This window comes from Candidatus Sericytochromatia bacterium, from assembly GCA_035285325.1.
Classification (GTDB): Bacteria; Cyanobacteriota; Sericytochromatia; order S15B-MN24; family JAQBPE01; genus JAYKJB01.
Genome location: JAYKJB010000135.1, coordinates 26,985 through 46,266 on the forward strand (window position 1 = coordinate 26,985; position 19,282 = coordinate 46,266).

Sequence of the window (19,282 nt, forward strand, 5' to 3'; positions counted from 1 at the left end):
GGGTCTTTCCATGTTCAAACCTTTTTCACGCTCCGCGGACGACCTGTTCGTGCATCTGTCCGCCCTGGGCACGAACCTGGAGCAGACGCTGTTTCGCTTCGATTACATGGTCCACCACTGGGAGGAGCGGGAAGGTCGCTTCCAGGCCATCCGCGAGTGCGAGCACGAGGGCGATCGCCTGCTGCGCGAACTGCAGGACTACCTGAAGGAAACCTTCTTCGTGCCGGGCGATCGCGAAGCCATTTACGCGCTCACGGCCGAACTCGACGACATCGTCGACTGGGCGCTGAAGATTTCCAACACCCTGCTGCTGTATCGGGTGGACACGCCCCCGAAGGCCTTCCTGGAAATGGTGGTGATCCTGCGTGATTGCGCCTCGGCCCTGCGTCAGGCGCTGGAGATGCTGCCGCAACGCAAGCTGCGGCAGGAGATCGATCAGCACTGCCTGCGGGTGGTGGCGCTGGAGGACCAGGCCGACGACGTCTACCGGCAAGGGTTGGAGGCGCTGTTCGACGCGCCGGAGGATCTGCTGGACCTGCTGAAGTGGAAAGACATCCTGGATGCCACCGATGATGCCGTCGACCACGCGAACCACGTGGCCTACCGGGTGATGCAGCTCAACGGTGCGCTGCACTGAACCAGACTCACCGTCCGGCCGGGGCGCGCTCAGTACATCGGGTCTTCTTCCCGCACGCGCGGTGAACTCTGCTTTTCCACCGAGCGGGTCAGGCTCGTGTCCTCGCTCAGCGAGACGTCGTCGATGCGGTGGATGCCGTTCTTGTCGAGAATCACGCGGATGCGCCTGTACACCGGCCCTCCCGTGCCGTGGCCTTCGTCGCGCGGGGTCAGGCGAAACACCACGTTCAGGTGATAGACCTTGGGCGCGCGCAGGCGGCAGAAGACGTGGCTGTCGTTGTCATAGAACTGCACCCGGGACGTGGGGTTGTCGAGCCGGGGCAGCAGTTCCTCGATGCCGAAGCGCAGGATGTGCTTCACGTGCGTGCGGCGCTGATGCTCCTGCAGGATCTCGCGCGCGCGCAGGGTGACGTCGTTGCGATACAGCATCACGCTCTCCTTGCGCGCGGAATCGAGGTCCACCACGTGCGCGGCGTTGCGAATCGCCAGCACATCCGCCGGCACCTTGCCCTTGGGGAGGTGGCGCACCTTCTCGTTGCAGTGGCCAATGCGCAGCCCGTTGGCGGGGTCGACGACGGTCAGCCGGTTGTCCGGGAAATATTGGGACACCTTGTCCCAGACATATTCGCGCAGGACCTCCTTCAGGCGATCCTTGGCGACGTAGAAGGCCGCGAAGACCGTCACGGCCAGCCACAGGCCGTGCTGATACAGCGGCAAGGTCACGCTGCGGTCGGTGTAGCCGGCAAACAGGGCCGCGACCATGGCGCCCGCCCCGGCGGCGAGATTGCGCCAGCGATTGGTTTGCTGCTTGGTGCGCACGTCCAGATAGAGCACCTGGTCGATCAGTTTTTTCAACGCACCGCTGCGATAGGTGTAAAGGGCCAAGGCCTGCTCATCACCGGGGGAGAGTTGCAGGTAGCCCTGCCGTCGCCGATAGCCGGCTTCCTCATCGGCGGCCGCATGCAGCAAATCGCCCACGCGGTCCAGCTTGACGGGCGCTTCCCAGGCCGATGTCAGGATGAAATGCATGGCGGCCAGCGTGTGGTCGAAGCGGTAGGTCAGAAACTCGTCGACGTGTTGCAGGGCCTGCAGCAAGGCATCCGGCACGCGGCCCTGAAAGGTCTGGTAATCGGCGAGCAACTGGCGATACTTGGCCAGCAACTGGGGGATGCTGCGCACCAGCGTGGCGCAGCATCCCTCGAATTCGCGCCAGACCGCGACCTCGCCGTGCTGCTTGGCTCGGGTCATCAGGGCCTCGGCCTGGGCCTGGCGCGTGCGCATGAGCTGGCTGACCACCGTGCCGAACAGGCGGGCCTCAGCCGGCGCCACCACCTCGTCCAGCGCTTCTCCCATGGCCAGTCGCTTCAGCAGAAACGAGAGCATGTTGATGGGAGAATTGCGGTTGAGCGGATCGAGCAGTTCCTCCTCGGACATGACCGGGGTCTTGAAGCGAAAGTAGGCGTGAAGGTTGCGGTAAAAGGCTTCACGCGGATAGTTGAGCTCCGTGATGCCGAGGTTGGAGGGGAAGAAGCAGAACGCTTCCACCCGAAAATGCTCGTTGGCCTGGCCCCGCACCAGGTGTTCCGCTGCCACGCCATAGGTGAACTGCACCTCGAACTGCGAGCGGTCGTGCAGCGTGACGTGCGTGTCGATGGTGTCGTGACGAGGGTCGGGACGCATGGCGTGGCTCGCTTCAGGTTCGAAGGGCGGCCCCGGGCGGTCCGGCCCGTGGCTCCCTTGCCACGTGCAGCAGCGACCCGCCCAGGCCATCATGCCCCCACGGGGCGGGTGCCAATCCTGCGCGTGTCCACGCCGCTCCGGCCAGCCTATTTCGGGCGAATCGGACGGGTCGGGCGGGCAGCCCGCGGCTAAGCTGGCGAGGACCGGCAGGTGGGAGGTGGGGGATGGGGTGGCGACGCATCGCTGGGGTCGTGTGCCTGGTCTGGGCCTGTGCCCAGCAACCCGCCGTGTCCCAGGTAGGCATGACGGTGACGGAATTCGAAGCGATCAGCGGCAAGGCGATCGACCGCTACCGCACCGAGGAAGGCGGAGAGGGACGCATCTATCGGGACGTCTGGGTGAGCGAGCGCAGCAAGAAGCAGTTCAAGGGCCGCACCGCGATCGAACTGGGGGCGGACCGCCGCGTCATCAAGGAATTGTTCCTGTTCGACGACCCCCTGCCCAATTCGGATGAGGGCGCCATCGACGCGGTCGGCATCGCCTTCAATCTGATGCCGACGGGCACACCCCGGCGCTTCGTGGCGAGTGGCAAACGTCCCTACGAGAATGGTTGGGTGCTCTGGTTCGACTACGGCGAGGGACGCTACCTCAATTTCTTCCTCGACCAGCAGGAATCCAGCATCGAAGCGGTGGTGGGGGGCCTGGAGGCCACCCCGATCTGAGCGCGACGGTCCGGTGAGCCCGGCGCGTCGCGGCGCGTTCAGTGGGGGCGATCGGCGGGCGCCAGCGGTGCAGTGGCGGGCCCGTCCGGCACGAAGCCGTCCTGGAAGGCACTTTCGAGCAGATAGGCGAGTTTGACGCGGTACAGCCCGACGCAATAGAGCAGGGCGGTGGCGCTGTCCGGTGCCCGGCGCAACTGCTCGGCGGTCGGGCCGAGGCTGCGGAACCGCTGCTTGAGGCCCCGCATCCGGGGCGTCTGGACCCCTGTGTCGAGGGCCTGGTCGACCTCCTCGCTGGCGGCCGCCAGGTCTTTCAGCAGCGGCGCGAGCCCGCGGCGCACCACTTCCTCGCGTTCCGGCGTGAATTTGCGGCCGGCGGCCGTGTTCAACTTGAGGGCGTCATAAGCGAAACTCACCTGGTGGAGCGCGCCTTGGGCCACGATTGCCAGCTTGCGCATCAAGGCGGCCTCGGCCAGCTCCCGACTCTGGTCCGACCGGCTGGCGGCCGACAGGGCCGGCGCCTGACGCGCGAAGACGGGCGCCGGCGAGCGGCCGCAAGCCTGCAGCGTGGCACAACCGGAGGCGAGCCACAGGCACAGCGTCAAGAGGCGAGGGAGGCGCGACATACCTCCCTTGTGGCCTGCCCTTAGCCCAAACTTGCTTGAATCTTAGCCTCAAATTGAGATTCGGGCGCTTCCGACGTGGCCGCCGGCGCCGGCGCGGCCCCGCCGATTCGTTGCAGGACCGTTTCCAGCAGCTGGCGATCGGCCTCGGAGCGACACAGATCCTCGACGCTCTGCATGCGGCCGCCGGGGCCCATGTAGTCGAGCCAGAGACGACCCTGCGTTTCGCGACGTCCCAGATACTGCAGCCGGCCCTGTCGGGCCAGCAAGGCCGAGAGCAGTTGCTTGAGCACGCCCTGCACGATCGCGCTGGGGTCGGGCCCACCCAGCGGGGGCGCTGGCGTGATGGGAGGAGCGGAGGACGTGCTTGCCTGGCCAGCCTCTGGCACCACGGCCTCGGCCGACGAAGCGGCCTCGGGCCCGTCCGGCACCGGCGCCTCCTCCGGGAGGCTGGCCCGCAAGGCCTCCAGCTGGGCTTGCAGGGCTTCGCGGGAGGCCAGGTAATCCTGCAGCACGCTCCGATGCTTCTGGATCAGGGCGTCTTCCTGGCTCTGCATCTCGCGCAGCCGACGCAGGCCGTTGCGCAGCTCGCTGCGCGGATCGTAGTCGCCTTCCCCCTGGCGTTCCTTGCGAAAGGCCTTGAGCGAGTTGCCGGCGTCGAGCCAGGCGCGCAGGCGGCGCAGTTGCGCGATGTCATCCTCGTTGAAGATGCGATGGCCCTCGGCGCTGCGTCGCACCTCCCAGTTGAGGTAGGCGATCCAGGTGCGGACCAGCGAGGGCGAAACCCCCAGGTCCCGCGCCACTTCACTGGTGCTCCATTGAATCTCAGTGGATTGCTCGTTCACGGCAATAGCTTAACATAAGACCGCAGAACCTGGCGTGTTCAGGGCGCCTTGGGGAATTCGGACCCTTCCGGTCGGCCCTCGGCGGGGACGGGCGGGCAGGGCGCCGGATGGCCTTGCGGGCCCTCGGTGAACGCGGTCGCGTCGCCCTTCGCGCCCTCGGCCCCCAGGGGCCCTTCACCCCTGACGCTGTCGGCGGTCGCCGAGGCCTCGCTGCCCTTGGCCTTCAAGGCGCCGATCGCCCGCAAACGCGGCCAGAGCCGCTCCCGGTAGGCCCGGGCCACCTTCCATTGGGCCAGGGGCGCGGTCTTGAACTGAATGCGCAGGACCGCTTCGCTCTCTTTCAGTTGCTCCACGCCCAGCAGTTCGGCCGGCTCGAGAATCTCCCGGCCCAGGTCGCGCGCCAGCGCCTCGGCGGTGTCCCGCATCGCGCTCAGCACCAGGCTCGGCTCGGCGCAGGTCGGGACCGTCACGTCGACCACGGCCCGCGCCCATCCCTTGGAGTGGTTGACCACGGTGGTGACCTGGCCATTCGGAATCGTGATCAAGGAGCCCTGGCCGTTGCGAATTTGCACGATGCGCAGGTTCATTCGCTCCACCAGGCCGTTGTGGCCGTTCAGGTCGATCACGTCGCCGACGCCGAACTGGTCTTCCATGACGATGAAGAAGCCGCTGATGACGTCCTTGACCAGGCTCTGGGCACCGAAACCCACGGCCAGACCGACGATTCCGGCCGAGGCCAGGATCGGCGCGACGTCGACGCCCAGGCGCGACAGCACGAAGACCATCGCGACGAACAGGATGGTGCCCTTGCCGATGCTGCGCAGAATGGCCGAGGCCGTCAGCATGCGCTGCGTCAGCCGGGCCCCGGGTTCGGCGTTCATGCGAGAGGAGAGCAACTGGAAGAGCTGTCCCACCAGGCGATCGCAAAGATGGAAGCCCAGCAGGGTAACGATCGCCGCGAGGGAGATGCTGAACAGGCCCCGCAGGGCGTCATGCCCCAACTGGTGCGCCAGGGAGGCGCTCCACGGCAGGTCACCCGTCACCAGCTGCACCAGGTCGGAGGGCGGCCCCGCCGCAGGGGAGGCCGCGGTGGGGAAGGGGCCTAAGGGCGGCATCCCGTCACCTCAGCGCCCTGCCGTCAGTGGAATCGTGACCTGGCCGCCGGCCTGGGCGGTCACCTGGACCTGGGCCCCGTTGGTCTGATAGCCCGGGCGCGAGACCGACACGCGATAGCGCCCCGCCGGCAGATCCGTGACGCGGAAACTGCCGTCGGGCCCCGTGATCGTGAGGACCGTCAGCTCGCGGGTTTCCACCACGACCTTGGCCCCCGCGATGGGGCGCCGCGTTTGGCCGTCGACCACGTTTCCGCCCAGGGTGCCCCCCTTGGCCGGCGTTTCCACGACCGGCTTGACCGTCAGGTTTTCGGTGCTGGCCTCGTCCGCCGTCACCCGCACCACCGTGGTGGCCAGGCGCTTGGCTCCCTGAGTGAATTGCAACTGATGCTGTCCGGCCGGCACGTCGGCGAACTGGTAGTTGCCACTGCCGTCGGTCAGCGTCTCGAGCCGCATGGTCGGGAGCAGCACCGACACGCTCGCGATGCCTTTCCCCTGCGGATTGGTCACCTTGCCAGTCAGGCTGCCCGGCTTGGGCATCAGATCGACCCTGAGCGTCACGTCCTTTTTGGCCTGCACCGTCACGACGTTCTCATAGGGGCGATAGCGGTGGCGGGTCACGACGTAGCGCCATTCTCCCGGTGTGAGGTCCGCCAAGGCGAAGCTGCCGTTGTCGCGGCTCTGCTGGCTCACCTGGGTGGCCCCGCGCGTCAGGCGGACGGTCGCGTCACCGATCGGCTGCTTGGTCACGCCGTCGTGCACCGTGCCCTTGCAGGTTCCCACCGGCACCACCACCGAAAGGGGCAGTTCCAGCCCGCGCGGGGTGATGATGCGGACGGCCTTGGTCAGCACCACGTTGCTCTCCGGATCGCGCACGGCCACCTCGTGAGGGCCCATCGGCAGGTCCATGCGGTAGCGCCCCTCCGCATCGGTGCTGGCCCAGCGCCCGAGCGCGGGGATCCCCACGGCCCAGCCGGCCAGGGGGCGATTGCGGTCGTCCACGAGGGTGCCGCGCAGGGGCACCGGCGCATCCGGATTGACGTAGCCCTCGGGCGAACCCGTGCCGGCGCGGGGTTTCGGAGAGGCTTTGGGCGTGGCCTGCAGCTGGCGGGGGCTGGCCGCCGGGTCCTCCGGGGTCGGCGTGGGGGACGGAACGGGCGTCGGGGTCGGCGAGGCGGTGGGCGCCGGCGTGGGGCTCGGCGTCGGCGTCGGCGTCGGCGTCGGCGTGGGCGTCGGGCGGACGGTGGGGCTCGGCGTGGGCGAGGGCGTCGGTTCCGGTGTCGCCTCGGGCGTGGGCTCGGGCGTGGGTTCCGGGGTGGGCTGAGGCGTGGGGGTCGGGCGTGGGCTGGCCTTTTTGGGGGGCCGCTCACCGACCCCCGGAGCGTTTCCCAGGACATTCCCCGAATAGCTGACGCCCACCGCGTAGTCGCGATCGCTCCAGCCGGCGTCGGGATACCCCATGGTGTAGGCCCGCACCTGCCAGTCCTTCAGCGGCCGCACCGCCGCGCCCAGATTGAAATAGCCACTCCGACCGCCCAGCGGGCCCAGGTAGTCGCCAAACAGGCTGAGGGTTTCGCCGAACGGCAACTCGGCTCCGGCCATCATGCGGGCCCCGAAGGACAGGTTGCCGGCGAAGCCGAAGTGTCCCGTCAGCCAGGTGTAGGTCTTGCCGTTCATCTGCAGGTTGAAGTCCTGACTGAGCACCAGGTAAAGGTTGTTGCCTTCCACGTAGCGCTCCGGGCCGCCGACGCCGATCAGGCTGAGACCCACCGCCACGGCGGTCGGGCGCTCGCGCGTGGGGCGCACCAGCTGGTACTTCGCGTGGGCGGAGAGCCCGGTGAAGCCCTGCAGGGGAACCCCGTACAGGACGCCCGCTTCCAGCCCCTCGAAGATGCCGGCGGTGGCAAAGGGGGTCAGCCCATCCACGCGCAGCTTCTGAGACATGACGCTGCTGCCCAGGGAAAAATCGCGGAACCCCATGACCGCGGCGGTCGGCATGATGACCAGGCCCGAGTAGCCCCAGATCGAGGTGGTGCTGGGCAACGGGTCTGCCAGCACCGGAACCGGCCAGCTGGCCTGGCACAGACTGGCGGCCGTCAGGACCTGAAGGCAGCTGGCGAAAAGCGAGCGATGGCGATGTGGGGACGACACGACGACCTCGTCTCAGGGAGTGCGGGCGGGTGGGGAGGGGAGGGTCGCCCCTTGCAGGGCGTCCGAAACGGACCAGACCTTGATGCCGAGGTTGGTGCCCACGGCAAACAGGCGCAAGTAGCCGCTGCCCATCAGGGTATCCAGGGCGTAAGCGACCGGAAACGCGAGCCAGCTGGCCAGCATGACCGTGCCCTTCTCGCTGTCGCCGTTGTAGTACTGGCCCAGGCCGTTGCAGGCAAGCGACAGGGAGACCGCGATGGCGGGCTGCCGCCGGGGCAGCCCCAGCCAGCGATCGTCGCGCGGACTCGTGGCCTCGGCCGCTGCCCACGCCGTGCCGGCGACGAGGAGGTTCAACCCCACCGCCGCTGACAGCATCTGCAGAGACCTGATCACACTCACGGCTCGATTTTATCAGACGAGCGCGTGGAAGCGGGCACGGCCCGGAAGAACTTCAGCCCCACCAGCTCGCCCTGGCCATTCCAGCCCAGTGTCAGCTCGATCGCCTCCGCGAGCCGATAGCCCAGTTCCACCCCGGCCTGGGCGCCCTCGCTGAGCAGGGCCGTGCGCGGGGTATCCGGCGCGGGCGAACCCGCGTAGCCCAGGCTGAGTCGCAGCGCGAGGCGGTCCCAGAGCCGCTGTTCGAGCGAGAAACCCAGAAAAGGCCTAAGCAGGGGGCCGGGGCGATCGCCCCCCTGACGCCCCCAGAGCCCCACGGCCGCCGCGAAGCCGGGGGCCTGCGGGGTGGGCTCGACCAGGTGCCAGCGCGCTCGCAGGTTCCAGCTGCGCGTGAGGTCCGCGTCCAGCGCGCAGGCCAGGCCCAGCTGCCACGGGTCGCGCCCGCGCCACTCGAGCGCGAGCCCGGCGCCGCTGCTCTGGTGGACCCCCAGCCCCAGGCCCGCGCCGACCACCGCCTGGTCGGGGGGCAGCGAGGGGGGCAGACTCGAGGCCGCCCCGGGCAGGGGCCAGCTGAGCAATCCCAGGGCGAGCAGGGCGGCGCGGGCGTGCATGGGGGGACCTCCCCGGCCCATCTTGGGGCCGACCCGGCGACGCGCCAACGCCCGAGCGCCTCCGGCGCCCTTCGGCGGCCGGCGACGCGGGTGGGGGCCGCGCGGTCAGGAAGCTGAGCCGGAATCGGTCCCGTCTTGTCGGCGCCGCCAGTCGTCCCAGCCCTCGCGCACGGCGTTCTGCTGGTCGGCGGCGCAGCTGGGGTCGAGCTCCAGCACGGTGTGTTGCCACCACCCACGCGCATCGATGTGGCGGATCCGCAGGTAGGCCCCCGTCTCGTCGTCCGCGGCGAGCGCCCCCGCTTGCAGGCCGCGGATCGAGGCAGCGGCCGCCTGCATCTCGTGCGCGCTCAGGGCTTTGATCTCCTCGACGCTGGCCCAGGGAATGCTCCAGACCCGCTGGCGACGTGCCCCGCCCCAGAGCGTCAGACCGTCCTCGCGGACCTCCATCCAGGGCTGCGGCAACGGACCGGCGGCATCGGGATGGCCCCCGACGTAGCGCTGCGGGGTGAGCGTCACCCGCACGGGGCCCGCCGGTTCAGTGGGCGCCGCGTCCGCTCTCGGGGTGCCCCCGCCGCGCTCCTCCGGGGCCCGTGCAAACAGGTTCATGGCCGCCACGGCCATGCCGGCGAGCACGAATGGGGCAAACAGGATGCTCAGGGGGAGAAGGCCATCGAACATGGGCCCATGCTAGCACGAGCCGCCCGGGTCTTGGCTTTGACGCTTGCGCGGCCGCCCCGCTGACCGCGTGACAGGGCCGTCTGGTCACGGGGAAGTTCGGGCGCTCGGCTCCGCTGGTCGCTGGCCCGAGGGCGGGTGGTATGATGAATCCGCTTTGTCGCTTCAACCGAGCGAGGATTTCGCGGTGATTCCATACCCTCAGATTGGCCCGGATATCGTGGCCTTGGGCCCCATCCACATCCGCTGGTACGGCATGTCCTACCTGATGGGGTTTTTCCTGGGCTACCTGTTGCTGAAGAAACGCAACGTGGAGACGGGCTTGAAGCTCGACCAGGAGTTGCTTGCGGATTTCGCCTTCTATATCTTCCTCGGCGTGATTCTGGGGGGACGCCTCGGCTACGTGCTGTTCTACCACCCGATGCTTTACCTCACGCATCCGGAGGAGATCCTCTATATCTTCCGCGGCGGCATGTCCTTCCACGGGGGGATGATCGGCACCTGGATCGCGGGCTATCTGTTCTGCAAGAAGCACGGCATCCACTTCTATCGCCTGGCCGATGCGGTCATCCCGGCCATCCCGATCGGGTTGGGGCTCGGGCGGCTGGGCAACTTCATCAACGGGGAGCTGTGGGGCCGTCCCACCGACGTGCCCTGGGCCATGGTGTTTCCCATGGACCCCACCGGGTTGCCGCGTCATCCCTCGCAGCTTTACGAGTTCGGCCTGGAAGGCGTGCTGATTTTCACCATCTTGATGGCCATGCGCCGGCTCCCGCTGCCACCGGGCTTCCTGTTCTGGTCCTTCGTGACGCTCTACGCCATGGCCCGCATCACCAGCGAATTCTTCCGTGAGCCCGATGCGCACCTGGCCTTCCTGTTCTCCCAGATCACCGCGGGCATGCTGCTGAGCCTGCCGATGCTCGTGGTGGGGATTGTCATGCTGGTCGTGTTGGGCTGGCGGAAGGACCGCGGCACCAACCTACCGGCTGCTTCCTGAGACTCGGCCCGGTTACTCGGCGTCGTCCAGGTCGTCGGCTTCCAGGTAGCGGGGGCGCGTGGTCGGTCGGCCTTGCGAGGACGGCAGCGAGACCAGCCGGCGGGGCCCACTCGGCCCCGCGACGGCTGGCCCCTCCACTGGCGCCGAGAAGGTGTTCAGGCGATGCAGCAGCCAGGCCGCCCCGGCCAGACAAGCCAGGCTCACGCAGGTGATCAGCCACGGGGACAGGGTCAGGCTGCCCTGGGTGGACAGCCACAGCACGCCCCAGGTGTTGTTCCAGGCATGGGCCCAGGTGCTGGCCCACAGTGACCCGGTGCGCCAGGCCAGGTAGCCGAACCACAGGCCCATCAGCATGCGGGGCAGGATGCCGGCCGCCTCCATGTGCGAACACGCAAACAGCGCCGCCGTGAGGGTGATGCCCCAGCTGGGTCCCCAGCGATGCAGCAAGGACGATTGCAGCAGCCCGCGGTACAGCAGTTCCTCGCTGACGGCCGGCAACAGGGCATATGCCAGCCAGAGGCCCAGCAGCGACCACCAGGCGGTCTGGGCGCCACCGGCAAACGAGGCCGAGGCTTGGGTGACCTGAGAGCCGTCTCCCAGGGTGGTGAAGATCATGGCACTCAGGCTGTACAGGGGAAAGGACACCAGCACCGCAACCCCCACGATCGACAGGGCCGGCCGGCGGTAGGTGGGCAGTTCCACGCGCTGGGGCAACCAGGGCCAGAAACACATCGCCAGAGAAGGCAGCAAGACGGCCAGCAGGGCCACCGTGCCGACGAAGAGGGGCAGGTGGTGAGGCACGCCCGGAAAGGCCAGAAACGCGAGGGACACCAGCCACATGCCGAGCAGCGAGGTGCCCCAGAGCGCCAGCGCGTGCCCCAGCGGCAACGGGGCCGCCAGGCCGGGCGGGGACGAAGGGGGCAGGTGTCGAAAGCCGGCCAGGTTCCAGGTCATGCGGACCCCCTCGCGCCGCAGACGATGGTGGCGAGGTGGCGTCCCGAACGCCCGCCATCGCGACGCCAGGAATAGAAGGCGTCGGCATCGCAGGCGGTGCAAAGGCGGCTGAGATGGATCGCGTCCGCCGGGACGCCGGCCCAGCGCAGTTGCCCTTCCAACGCTGTGAACAGGTCCAGGTGCGGATTTCCCCGGGTGCCTGGCCGCACGATGGCCGGATCGTACCAGGGCGTGGCGGCAAAGGTTTCCACCACCTCAGTGCCCACCTCGAAACAGCACGGCCCGATTGTCGGGCCGACGGCCACCGTCAACTGGTCGGGAGAAATGCCCGCCGCCTCGAAGGCGGCGACCGTCGCGCCCGCCGCACCGGCCACCGTGCCCCGCCAGCCCGCGTGGACGGCCGCCACGGCCGTGCCATCCGACGAGGCCAGCAGCAGCGGCGCGCAGTCGGCGGTGAACACCCCGATGGCTCGCCCTGTCTGCCGGGTGAACAGCGCATCTCCCTGCCACTCGCCGGGCTGGGCCGCCGTGTCGGCGTCGACGTGGTGGAGAACGGCGCCGTGGACCTGATGCAAGCTGAACACCGGTTGAGTCAAGCCCAGGGCGGCTTGCCAGCGGTCGCGGTTGGCCGCCACGTCGGTCAGGTCATCCCCGGAACTTCGGCCCAGGTTCAGACTCGCAAACTCGCCACGGCTGACGCCGCCCGTCCGCAGGGAAAAACCGTGCCGCACCGGCAAGGCGGGACAGACCAGGAAGGTGACCCCGTTGGGCCCCGTTTGGCGCTGGAATTCGACAGCCATCGCGCCCATTATAGCCTGTGAGCGCCCGGCACACGGGGCCTCACATCGAGAACTTGTCGGCGCTCAGGGTGGGATTGATCTGGATGTCGCTGACCTTCTTGCGGTAGACCAGTTGTCCGCCCGCCACCATCTCGATCATGGTGGGCAGACCGCGCTGAGGGTCGAGCGTCAGGCGCATCGCCTCCACCGTGCCGGCATAGCGCGCGGGGCGCTGCAATTCCAGCATGAAACCCGTGCTGGGAGAACCGGCTGCCGACACGGCGGCGCCGGGCTGCAGGAACATTTCGATCTGCGTCGCGTAATCGGTCTGGTCGAGCGTCCAGCCCCGCAGCGAGCGCGAGCGGGTGTCGTCGAGCCCGCCCTTGATGGGCAGCAGACTGGCCACGCCGCCCAGGCGGGAGGTGATCTGTCGCGTCTTGGTGTCGAAAACCGAATTGCTGCCGTTCTTGATGCTGGTGCTGTGCTGCGCCACCTCGTAGCGGTAGCGGCCGGGCTTCTTGAAATGGAAGGTGACCTTGGCGGTCTCGACCTCGCTTCCTTTGGTTTCCCGCAGGTCATAGCGGGCACTGAGCGTCGAGACGGAATTCCATGCCTGGGCCAGCTGCGACAGGGCCTGTGAGGGCATTGGACCGGACATCCCCGGCATCCCGGTGGTCGGGGCAGGCAGGCCCGGCATCGCGCCCGGGGCGCCGGGCATCCCGGGCGCCGTGGGCACGATGGGCAGCTGGCTCTGGCGCGGCGGGCTGGTGGGGCTGGCATCGTGCTGTCCGCAGCCGGTCAGCAGCCAGGCAGCCGCGCATCCGAGGTGAACGGCGTGATGGCATCCCAACCAACGGCCCAGCAGCTTCATCACGCGTCTCCCAAGAAGTAGTGAACCCTGCTCTTATCGGGAGCCCGAACCTTCAGCAAGGTTAAGGTTTGATAAATTACTTGAAAAGGTTCGTTTAAGATGTTAGCGTGAATGGGCACCCTGTTGAACTGACCGGAGGATCCCCGTGGCCACCACTCGCCATCACGTCATCCTGCTCGCCGCCCTGCTCTCCACCGGCTGTGGACTCCAGCAACTCGACCGCGCCCCGATCAGCCAGCAGTCGGCCAGCACCCGCTTCCCGGCGGCGGCCTTCACGGCCCAGGGTGCGTCCAAGCAGCAAGTGGTCGTCAAGCTGAAAGGCACCCGCGTCCCGCAGACTCTCCTGCGTCAGGGCCGGGGCGCCCCGCGCGTGACTTCGCGGATCCAACCGCTGCGGGCCCTCGTGGTCGACGCCGCGCCTGGCGCGGACGTCTCTGCCTTGCTGGCGAGCCTGCGCGCCGATGACGCGGTGGCCTACGCGCACCCTGTTCAGCTGGCCATGATTGAAAAAGAAGTCGACGATCCCAAGCTGGCCTCGCAGTACTCCTTGAAGATCACCCAGACCGACCTGGCCTGGGACACCCAGATGGGCAACCCCGGCACCGTCGTGGCAATCGTGGACTCCGGCATCGACATGGGGCATCCGGACCTCAAGGCCAAGATCGTGCCCGAGAGCTACAACGTACTCGACAAGGACAACAACCCCAAGGATGACCACGGCCACGGCACGCACTGCGCCGGCATCGCCGCCGCCATTGCCAACAACGCCGAGGGCGTCGCCGGTGTGGCGCCCGGGGTGGGCCTGATGTCCGTGAAGGTGCTGGATGCCAAGGGCCGTGGCTCCGACGCGACGATCGCCGAAGGGGTCGTCTACGCGGCCGACAAGGGCGCCAAGGTCATCTCGATGAGCCTGGGCCTCTACAAGCGCTCGCAGGTGCTGGAAGAGGCCCTGGAATACGCCCTCAAGAAGGACGTGGTGCTGGTGGCCTCCGCGGGCAACAACAACGCGCTGAACGAGCCGGTCAGCGCGCCGCACCTGCCCTCGACCCATCCGGGCGTGATCGAGGTGGCGGCCTCCGACGACAAGGATCAGAAGGCGCGCTTCTCGAACTTCGGCAAGACCGTCTCGGTCGCCGCACCCGGGGTGAACATCCTCTCAACCCTGCCCACCTATTCTGCGGGCCGGGAGAAGACCTACGGCACCATGAGCGGCACCTCGATGGCGGCTCCCTTCGTGGCGGGTCTGGCCGGTCTGGTGCGCAGCCAGTTCCCCCAGATGACGCAGGCGGAGGTCAAGGCCCACATCGAGAAGACGGCCGACGACCTCGGCCAGCCCGGCTTCGACGAGATGTTCGGCCACGGCCGGGTGAACGCCCTGAAGGCCGTGACGCCCGCGCCGGCGCGTCGCTGAACCTCGAAAGCCCGCAAGGCCCCCTCCCAGGCGGAGGGGGCCTTCTTCTTTGTTATGTCTCAAAGGCAGATGGGACGTGCATCACAACCCGTTTTGGAAATTGGGGATCGGGGTCACACCGCCGGGGCACGGGGAGCGGCCTGAATGAGCCTTCATGCGCTTTCTGGGGAACGTAAAAAAGTCTCAGATCGTGTGCTAGCGCGCACTTCTGGCGATTGGCCCCGGTGTTACGATACGAGCATATCCGCCACGCATCGAACCGCGATGCAAACGACTGAGTGAGAATCGATGGCCCAGACACCTCGGGAAAGGATTTTCCCTACGCCCCGCCCAGCCCTGGCAGTCGTCCCAGGCGATCGTGAGCAGGTGAAATTGACAAGGATGCAGCACAAGATCCGCGAGTTTCTGGACCATCTTCTGGTCGACCGTGGCCTGGCGGAGAACACCATCTCGGCCTATCACAACGACCTCACGCAGTACCTCGGGCACTGCGAGGCGCTCGGCTTGAAGTCGTGGTCGGAGACGAACCAGGGCCACATCGCCGACTTTCTTCAGACGTTGAAGGAGAAAGGGCTGTCGGCTTCCAGCGCGGCGCGCAAGCTGGCGGCGCTGAAGACCTTTTACCATTACCTGCTGCAGACCAGCGTGATTGTCGACAACCCGGCCGTTTCGCTCGAACGCCCCAAGACGGGTCGCTACCTGCCCAAGGTGCTGTCGCGCGGTGAAGTCGAGCAACTGCTCAACCAGTCGACGCTGGCGCCCCGCGAGCGGGCCATTCTGGAACTTCTCTACAGCGGCGGGCTGCGCGTGTCGGAGCTGACGCGGGTCAATATCTCGGATGTGAACCTGCACGAAGGCCACCTGCGGATGGTTGGCAAGGAGAGCAAGGAGCGCATCATTCCGCTGTCCGAGACCGCGATCCAGGCGATCGAGGTGTACTTGAAGCAGGTGCGCCCCTCGCAGAAGAGCCGCCCGCAGGAGCGCGCCCTGTTTTTGAACTACGCCGGCCGGCGCCTGTCGCGCCAGTGCATCTGGAAGATCGTCAAGGAAGCCGCTCGCACGGGCCACGTGCCGCACGACATCACGCCGCACACCTTGCGCCACTCCTTCGCGATCCACCTGATCGAACGCGGTGTCGACATCCGCTCGGTGCAGGAGTTGCTCGGTCACGCCGACATCTCCACCACCCAGATCTACGCCCACGCCTCCAAGCGTCGGCTCAAGGGCGGCGTCGAGCGCAGCGCCTGAGCGCCAACCGCTTTCCAGGTCAGGCCCCCGCTTGCGGGGGCTTTTTTTTGTGCCGGCGCGGCTGTTCTTCCTGCCCGGGCGGGCTACAATGACGGCGTCCGAGAGAGGAAGACGCCATGCCCGAAGCCGTGATCGTTGCCGCCGTTCGCACCCCGATTGCCCGCTACGGCGGGGCCTTGAAGGACGTCCGTCCGGATGACCTGGCCGCCCTGGTGATCCGCGAGGCTGTGGCGCGCGCCGGCATCGCGCCCGACAGCGTGGAGGACGTGGTCTTCGGCTGCAGCAACCAGGCCGGTGAGGACAACCGCAACGTGGCGCGCATGGCTGCCTTGCTGGCGGGGTTGCCGATCGGCGTGCCCGGTCAGACGGTCAACCGGCTCTGTGGCAGCGGCCTGCAGGCCATCATCACGGCGGCGCATGCGATCCGCGCCGGCGAGGGCGAGGTCTTCTTGGCCGGCGGCGTCGAGTCGATGACGCGCGCGCCGTTGGTGGCCTTGAAGCCGGACAGTGCTTTTCCCCGCGGCAACATGAGCCTGGTCGACACCACCATCGGCTGGCGCTTCACCAACCCGGCGCTGGCCGCGCTGCACGAGCCGATCAGCATGGGCGAGACGGCCGAGCGGGTCGCCGCGCAGTGGCGGATCGCGCGGGAAGACCAGGACGCCTTCGCGCTCGAAAGCCAGCGCCGCGCCGCCGCTGCGATCGCCACCGGGCGCTTCCGCGACGAGATCGTGCCCGTGCCGGTTCCCCAGGGCAAGGGGCAGACCCTGCTGTTCGACACCGACGAGCACCCGCGCGAGACCACCCTGGAGAAGCTGGGCGCGCTCAAGCCGGCCTTCGTCAAGGCCAACGGCAGCGTGACGGCCGGCAATGCCTCGGGCGTCAACGACGGGGCCTCCGCCGTGGTGCTGATGAGCGATGCGCGCGCCCGCGCGCTGGGGCTGCGGCCACTGGCGCGCGTGGTGGCCTCGGCCGTGACCGGGGTCGACCCGGCCATCATGGGCATCGGGCCTGTCAGCGCCACCCGCAAGGCGCTCACGCGGGCGGGCCTCGCGGTGGAGGCGCTGGATCTGGTGGAGCTGAACGAGGCCTTCGCCGCGCAGGGGCTGGCCTGCCTGCGGGAACTGGGGCTGGACCCCGAGAAGACCAACGTCAGCGGCGGGGCGATCGCCCTGGGCCACCCGCTGGGTGCCTCCGGGGCGCGCCTGGTGACCACCCTGCTGCACGAGCTGAACCGCCGCGAGGGCCGCTACGGGCTCGCCACCATGTGCGTGGGCGTGGGGCAGGGGATTGCGGCGATCTTTGAACGCGTGACCCCCGACTGAGCCACCCCGCGCGGGGCGGCCCAGCGCGTCAGCGGCGGCGACGGCCGGTCTGATCCGCCGGGGACGGGTGGTTGCTCGCGGGCCCCACGAAAGCGGCCAGGTCTTCCAGGCGATTCGCGTTGGCGCTGAACAGGCTCAGGAAGGCCTGACCATCCAGCGTGTCGGAGGCCACGGCGTCGCCGGCCGCTCGGGCGCGGCGGGGGCGGCGGGTCGTTTCGGCGACCGCGGGCAGATCCATCGGCTCCACCGCGTGGACCAGGCTCTGCCAGCTGGGTGGCCAGTCGTTGGCCACGGCCGGCAGGGCCACCGCCGGCGGCGTGTCGGGGCCTTCCAGCGGTCGGGCGGGGCGAGCGACCTCGACCCCGCGCTTGGCCAGCCAGCGCGCCCGTTCGCGGCGCCCGCTGGCCGTGCCTGGCATCGGCAAGCGTCCCAACCACGCGGTCAGGGCCGCCAGCGGCGTGCCGGCGGAGACCGCTTTGCCTTGTTCCAGCAGGGTGGCGATCGGGGGGGGCAGGGTCAGGTCCATGGGGTGGAACTCCGGAACGGGTGGCTGCAAGGCCCCCGGGGTTTCATCACGTCGGGCCGCGGGGCGGCGCGGGTCATGTCATCGAGCGGGTGGATTCTAGCGTGGATGGCCGGTCGGGCGCTGTGCGTTACGTCACCCGTGGGGGCGCGCTTGGGGGACGCAAAGGACCTGACCACGCGGCTCATGGACAAGCCTGCCAAGGTGTCGCACAATGACCAGGTATTCCGCGGCAATGACGCCGTGAGGCAGAAAGGCAGGATCCTTCGTGACCATGACGCTCGAACAGACGCCCCACCCCATGTGGATCAACGGCGCGCAGGCGCCGGGACAGTCCGGTCAATCTCTGGCGATCACCAACCCCGCCACCAACGAGGCGATCGCGCAGGTGGCGGTGGCCGCCGAGGCCGACGTCGATGCTGCGGTGCAGGCCGCCCGCGCCGCCTTCGAGGGTGCCTGGGCCAAGGTGTCGGCCGCCAAGCGGGCCAAGCTGCTCGGCAAGCTGGCCGATGCGATCCGCAGCCAGCTCGACGCGCTGGCCGAGCTGGAGACGCGCAACACCGGCAAGCCGATCAGCGCCTCCAAGGGCGAGATGTCGCACGCCGCGGATGTTTTCGACTACTACGCCGGTCTCGCCGGCAAGGTGCAGGGCGAGACGGTGCCCTGCCCGCCCAACTTCATGGCCTACACGCAGTGGGAGGCGCTGGGCGTCTGCGCGTTGATCGTGCCCTGGAACTTCCCGCTGGTCATGGCGGCCTGGAAGCTGGCGCCCGCGCTGGCGGCCGGCAACACGGTGGTGTTGAAACCGTCCGAGCTGACGCCGCTGACGGTTCTGCGTCTGGCCGAACTGGCCGGTGAGGTGGGCCTTCCCGCCGGCGTGATCAACGTGGTCAACGGCCCCGGTGAAACGGTCGGTGCCTACCTGGCCGGCCATCCGGGCATCGACAAGATCGCCTTCACGGGCGGCACGGAGACGGGCCGCGCGATCATGTCGGCCGCTGCCAAGGGCATCAAGCGCGTCACGCTGGAGCTGGGCGGCAAGAGCCCCGGCATCGTCTTCGCCGATGCCAACCTCGACGAGGCCGTGGCCGGCTCGCTCTACGGCATCTACGACAACGCCGGTCAGTGCTGCAACGCGCGCAGCCGCGTGTTGATTCAGGAATCGATTTACGACGCCTTCGTGGCCCAGTTCGTCGAGAAGGCTCAGAAGCTCAAGCTGGGCGACCCGATGGACCCGACCACCCAGGTGGGCACGATGATCTCGCAGGAACATTGGGCCAAGGTCGACAGCTACGTGAAGCTGGGGCAGCAGGAAGGCGCCAAGCTGCTGGTCGGCGGCGGCAAACCGGAAGGCCTGGCGGGCCAGTTCTACGCCCCCACCGTGCTGGGTGAGGTCACCAACGCGATGCGGGTTGCCCAGGAGGAGATTTTCGGGCCGGTCGTCACCTTCATCAAGTTCAAGGACGAGGCCGAGGCCATCAAGATCGCCAACGAGAGCGACTTCGGCCTGTACGGCACGGTCTGGACCCGCGACGTCGCCCGCGCCCTGCGCGTGGCCGGCAAGCTGAAGACCGGCGGCCTGACGATCAATACCCCGTTCAGCTCGTTCCTGGGCGTGCCGTTCGGCGGTTACAAGCAGTCGGGCTTTGGCCGCGAGCTGTCGCAGGCGACGCTGAAGCAGTACATGGAGGAGAAGAGCGTGCTGGTGTACACCGGCGATCGCGTC

19 protein-coding genes are annotated in these 19,282 nt (G+C 68.3%); 7 read left to right on the forward strand and 12 right to left on the reverse strand.

Features of this window, described 5'->3' with window-relative positions; genetic code table 11:
• Window positions 1-10: 10 nt before the first annotated feature.
• On the forward strand, window positions 11-637 hold the full coding sequence (locus tag VKP62_16580) for a DUF47 family protein (protein MEB3198810.1): 627 nt from the start codon (window positions 11-13) through the stop codon (window positions 635-637).
• 29 nt (window positions 638-666) lie between these two features.
• On the opposite strand, the gene VKP62_16585 is transcribed toward VKP62_16580, so the two are convergent.
• Window positions 667-2,316, reverse strand: a complete 1,650-nt coding sequence (locus VKP62_16585; GenBank protein MEB3198811.1) for a hypothetical protein — start codon at window positions 2,314-2,316, stop codon at window positions 667-669.
• A 224-nt stretch (window positions 2,317-2,540) separates the two neighbouring features.
• Here VKP62_16585 and VKP62_16590 point away from each other — a divergent pair, with 224 nt between their 5' ends.
• The gene (locus VKP62_16590; GenBank protein ID MEB3198812.1) at window positions 2,541-3,038 is read left to right on the forward strand and encodes a hypothetical protein; all 498 of its coding nucleotides are present in this window, start codon (window positions 2,541-2,543) and stop codon (window positions 3,036-3,038) included.
• 38 nt (window positions 3,039-3,076) lie between these two features.
• Here the strand turns inward: VKP62_16590 and VKP62_16595 are convergent, their stop codons facing one another.
• The 7 genes from VKP62_16595 to VKP62_16625 form a co-directional block, all read right to left on the reverse strand.
• Window positions 3,077-3,661 carry a hypothetical protein gene (locus VKP62_16595; GenBank protein MEB3198813.1) on the reverse strand — a complete coding sequence of 195 codons (585 nt, stop codon included), beginning with the start codon at window positions 3,659-3,661 and terminating at the stop codon, window positions 3,077-3,079.
• A 20-nt stretch (window positions 3,662-3,681) separates the two neighbouring features.
• Complete coding sequence (locus tag VKP62_16600; GenBank protein ID MEB3198814.1) at window positions 3,682-4,503, reverse strand: MerR family transcriptional regulator; 822 nt, start codon at window positions 4,501-4,503, stop codon at window positions 3,682-3,684.
• Between the two features lie 38 nt (window positions 4,504-4,541).
• Window positions 4,542-5,618, reverse strand: coding sequence for a mechanosensitive ion channel family protein (locus VKP62_16605; protein ID MEB3198815.1), 1,077 nt, complete (start codon window positions 5,616-5,618; stop codon window positions 4,542-4,544).
• A 9-nt stretch (window positions 5,619-5,627) separates the two neighbouring features.
• On the reverse strand, window positions 5,628-7,766 hold the full coding sequence (locus tag VKP62_16610) for a carboxypeptidase-like regulatory domain-containing protein (GenBank protein ID MEB3198816.1): 2,139 nt from the start codon (window positions 7,764-7,766) through the stop codon (window positions 5,628-5,630).
• A 12-nt stretch (window positions 7,767-7,778) separates the two neighbouring features.
• Window positions 7,779-8,165: a hypothetical protein gene (locus VKP62_16615; GenBank protein ID MEB3198817.1), complete on the reverse strand. Its 387-nt coding sequence runs from the start codon at window positions 8,163-8,165 to the stop codon at window positions 7,779-7,781.
• Complete coding sequence (locus VKP62_16620) at window positions 8,162-8,773, reverse strand: hypothetical protein (GenBank protein MEB3198818.1); 612 nt, start codon at window positions 8,771-8,773, stop codon at window positions 8,162-8,164. The genes VKP62_16615 and VKP62_16620 overlap by 4 nt, the downstream gene beginning before the upstream one ends.
• Window positions 8,774-8,878: 105 nt before the next feature.
• On the reverse strand, window positions 8,879-9,451 hold the full coding sequence (locus VKP62_16625; GenBank protein MEB3198819.1) for a hypothetical protein: 573 nt from the start codon (window positions 9,449-9,451) through the stop codon (window positions 8,879-8,881).
• A gap of 184 nt (window positions 9,452-9,635) precedes the next feature.
• Between VKP62_16625 and lgt the strand changes: the two genes are divergently transcribed.
• The gene (lgt, locus tag VKP62_16630) at window positions 9,636-10,445 is read left to right on the forward strand and encodes a prolipoprotein diacylglyceryl transferase (protein ID MEB3198820.1); all 810 of its coding nucleotides are present in this window, start codon (window positions 9,636-9,638) and stop codon (window positions 10,443-10,445) included.
• A gap of 12 nt (window positions 10,446-10,457) precedes the next feature.
• Here lgt and VKP62_16635 read toward each other — a convergent pair whose 3' ends face one another.
• Genes VKP62_16635 through VKP62_16645 form a run of 3 tightly spaced genes read right to left on the reverse strand, consistent with a single transcriptional unit; the run spans window position 10,458 to window position 13,049 of the window.
• Window positions 10,458-11,399 (reverse strand): type II CAAX endopeptidase family protein, encoded by a 942-nt coding sequence (locus VKP62_16635; protein MEB3198821.1) that lies wholly within the window; start codon window positions 11,397-11,399, stop codon window positions 10,458-10,460.
• The gene (gene pgeF, locus VKP62_16640) at window positions 11,396-12,199 is read right to left on the reverse strand and encodes a peptidoglycan editing factor PgeF (GenBank protein MEB3198822.1); all 804 of its coding nucleotides are present in this window, start codon (window positions 12,197-12,199) and stop codon (window positions 11,396-11,398) included. The genes VKP62_16635 and pgeF overlap by 4 nt, the downstream gene beginning before the upstream one ends.
• 40 nt (window positions 12,200-12,239) lie before the next feature.
• A complete protein-coding gene (locus VKP62_16645; protein ID MEB3198823.1) occupies window positions 12,240-13,049 on the reverse strand; it encodes a hypothetical protein in 810 nt (269 codons plus the stop codon).
• A 145-nt stretch (window positions 13,050-13,194) separates the two neighbouring features.
• On the opposite strand from VKP62_16645, the gene VKP62_16650 reads away from it, so the two are divergent.
• The 3 genes from VKP62_16650 to VKP62_16660 all read left to right on the forward strand — a co-directional run bounded on the left by VKP62_16650 (window position 13,195) and on the right by VKP62_16660 (window position 17,033).
• Window positions 13,195-14,460, forward strand: a complete 1,266-nt coding sequence (locus VKP62_16650; protein MEB3198824.1) for a S8 family peptidase — start codon at window positions 13,195-13,197, stop codon at window positions 14,458-14,460.
• Between the two features lie 381 nt (window positions 14,461-14,841).
• Window positions 14,842-15,708, forward strand: coding sequence for a site-specific tyrosine recombinase/integron integrase (gene xerA, locus VKP62_16655; protein MEB3198825.1), 867 nt, complete (start codon window positions 14,842-14,844; stop codon window positions 15,706-15,708).
• A gap of 116 nt (window positions 15,709-15,824) precedes the next feature.
• A complete protein-coding gene (locus tag VKP62_16660) occupies window positions 15,825-17,033 on the forward strand; it encodes a thiolase family protein (GenBank protein MEB3198826.1) in 1,209 nt (402 codons plus the stop codon).
• Window positions 17,034-17,061: 28 nt separating this feature from the next.
• Here the strand turns inward: VKP62_16660 and VKP62_16665 are convergent, their stop codons facing one another.
• On the reverse strand, window positions 17,062-17,589 hold the full coding sequence (locus tag VKP62_16665; GenBank protein MEB3198827.1) for a hypothetical protein: 528 nt from the start codon (window positions 17,587-17,589) through the stop codon (window positions 17,062-17,064).
• 241 nt (window positions 17,590-17,830) lie between these two features.
• On the opposite strand from VKP62_16665, the gene VKP62_16670 reads away from it, so the two are divergent.
• Window positions 17,831-19,282: aldehyde dehydrogenase family protein (locus VKP62_16670; protein ID MEB3198828.1), on the forward strand; the 1,452-nt coding region annotated here is incomplete at its 3' end.

Excerpts from the sequence above, each read along its gene's own strand:
- VKP62_16645 (MEB3198823.1), bottom strand. The coding sequence starts at position 13,049 with ATGAAGCTGCTGGGCCGTTGGTTGGGATGCCATCACGCCGTTCACCTC.
- VKP62_16590 (MEB3198812.1), top strand. The coding sequence starts at position 2,541 with ATGGGGTGGCGACGCATCGCTGGGGTCGTGTGCCTGGTCTGGGCCTGT.
- VKP62_16620 (MEB3198818.1), bottom strand. The coding sequence starts at position 8,773 with ATGCACGCCCGCGCCGCCCTGCTCGCCCTGGGATTGCTCAGCTGGCCC.
- VKP62_16595 (MEB3198813.1), bottom strand. The coding sequence starts at position 3,661 with ATGTCGCGCCTCCCTCGCCTCTTGACGCTGTGCCTGTGGCTCGCCTCC.
- pgeF (MEB3198822.1), bottom strand. The coding sequence starts at position 12,199 with ATGGCTGTCGAATTCCAGCGCCAAACGGGGCCCAACGGGGTCACCTTC.
- VKP62_16585 (MEB3198811.1), bottom strand. The coding sequence starts at position 2,316 with ATGCGTCCCGACCCTCGTCACGACACCATCGACACGCACGTCACGCTG.
- VKP62_16580 (MEB3198810.1), top strand. The coding sequence starts at position 11 with ATGTTCAAACCTTTTTCACGCTCCGCGGACGACCTGTTCGTGCATCTG.
- VKP62_16660 (MEB3198826.1), top strand. The coding sequence starts at position 15,825 with ATGCCCGAAGCCGTGATCGTTGCCGCCGTTCGCACCCCGATTGCCCGC.
- xerA (MEB3198825.1), top strand. The coding sequence starts at position 14,842 with ATGCAGCACAAGATCCGCGAGTTTCTGGACCATCTTCTGGTCGACCGT.
- VKP62_16625 (MEB3198819.1), bottom strand. The coding sequence starts at position 9,451 with ATGTTCGATGGCCTTCTCCCCCTGAGCATCCTGTTTGCCCCATTCGTG.
- VKP62_16635 (MEB3198821.1), bottom strand. The coding sequence starts at position 11,399 with ATGACCTGGAACCTGGCCGGCTTTCGACACCTGCCCCCTTCGTCCCCG.
- VKP62_16605 (MEB3198815.1), bottom strand. The coding sequence starts at position 5,618 with ATGCCGCCCTTAGGCCCCTTCCCCACCGCGGCCTCCCCTGCGGCGGGG.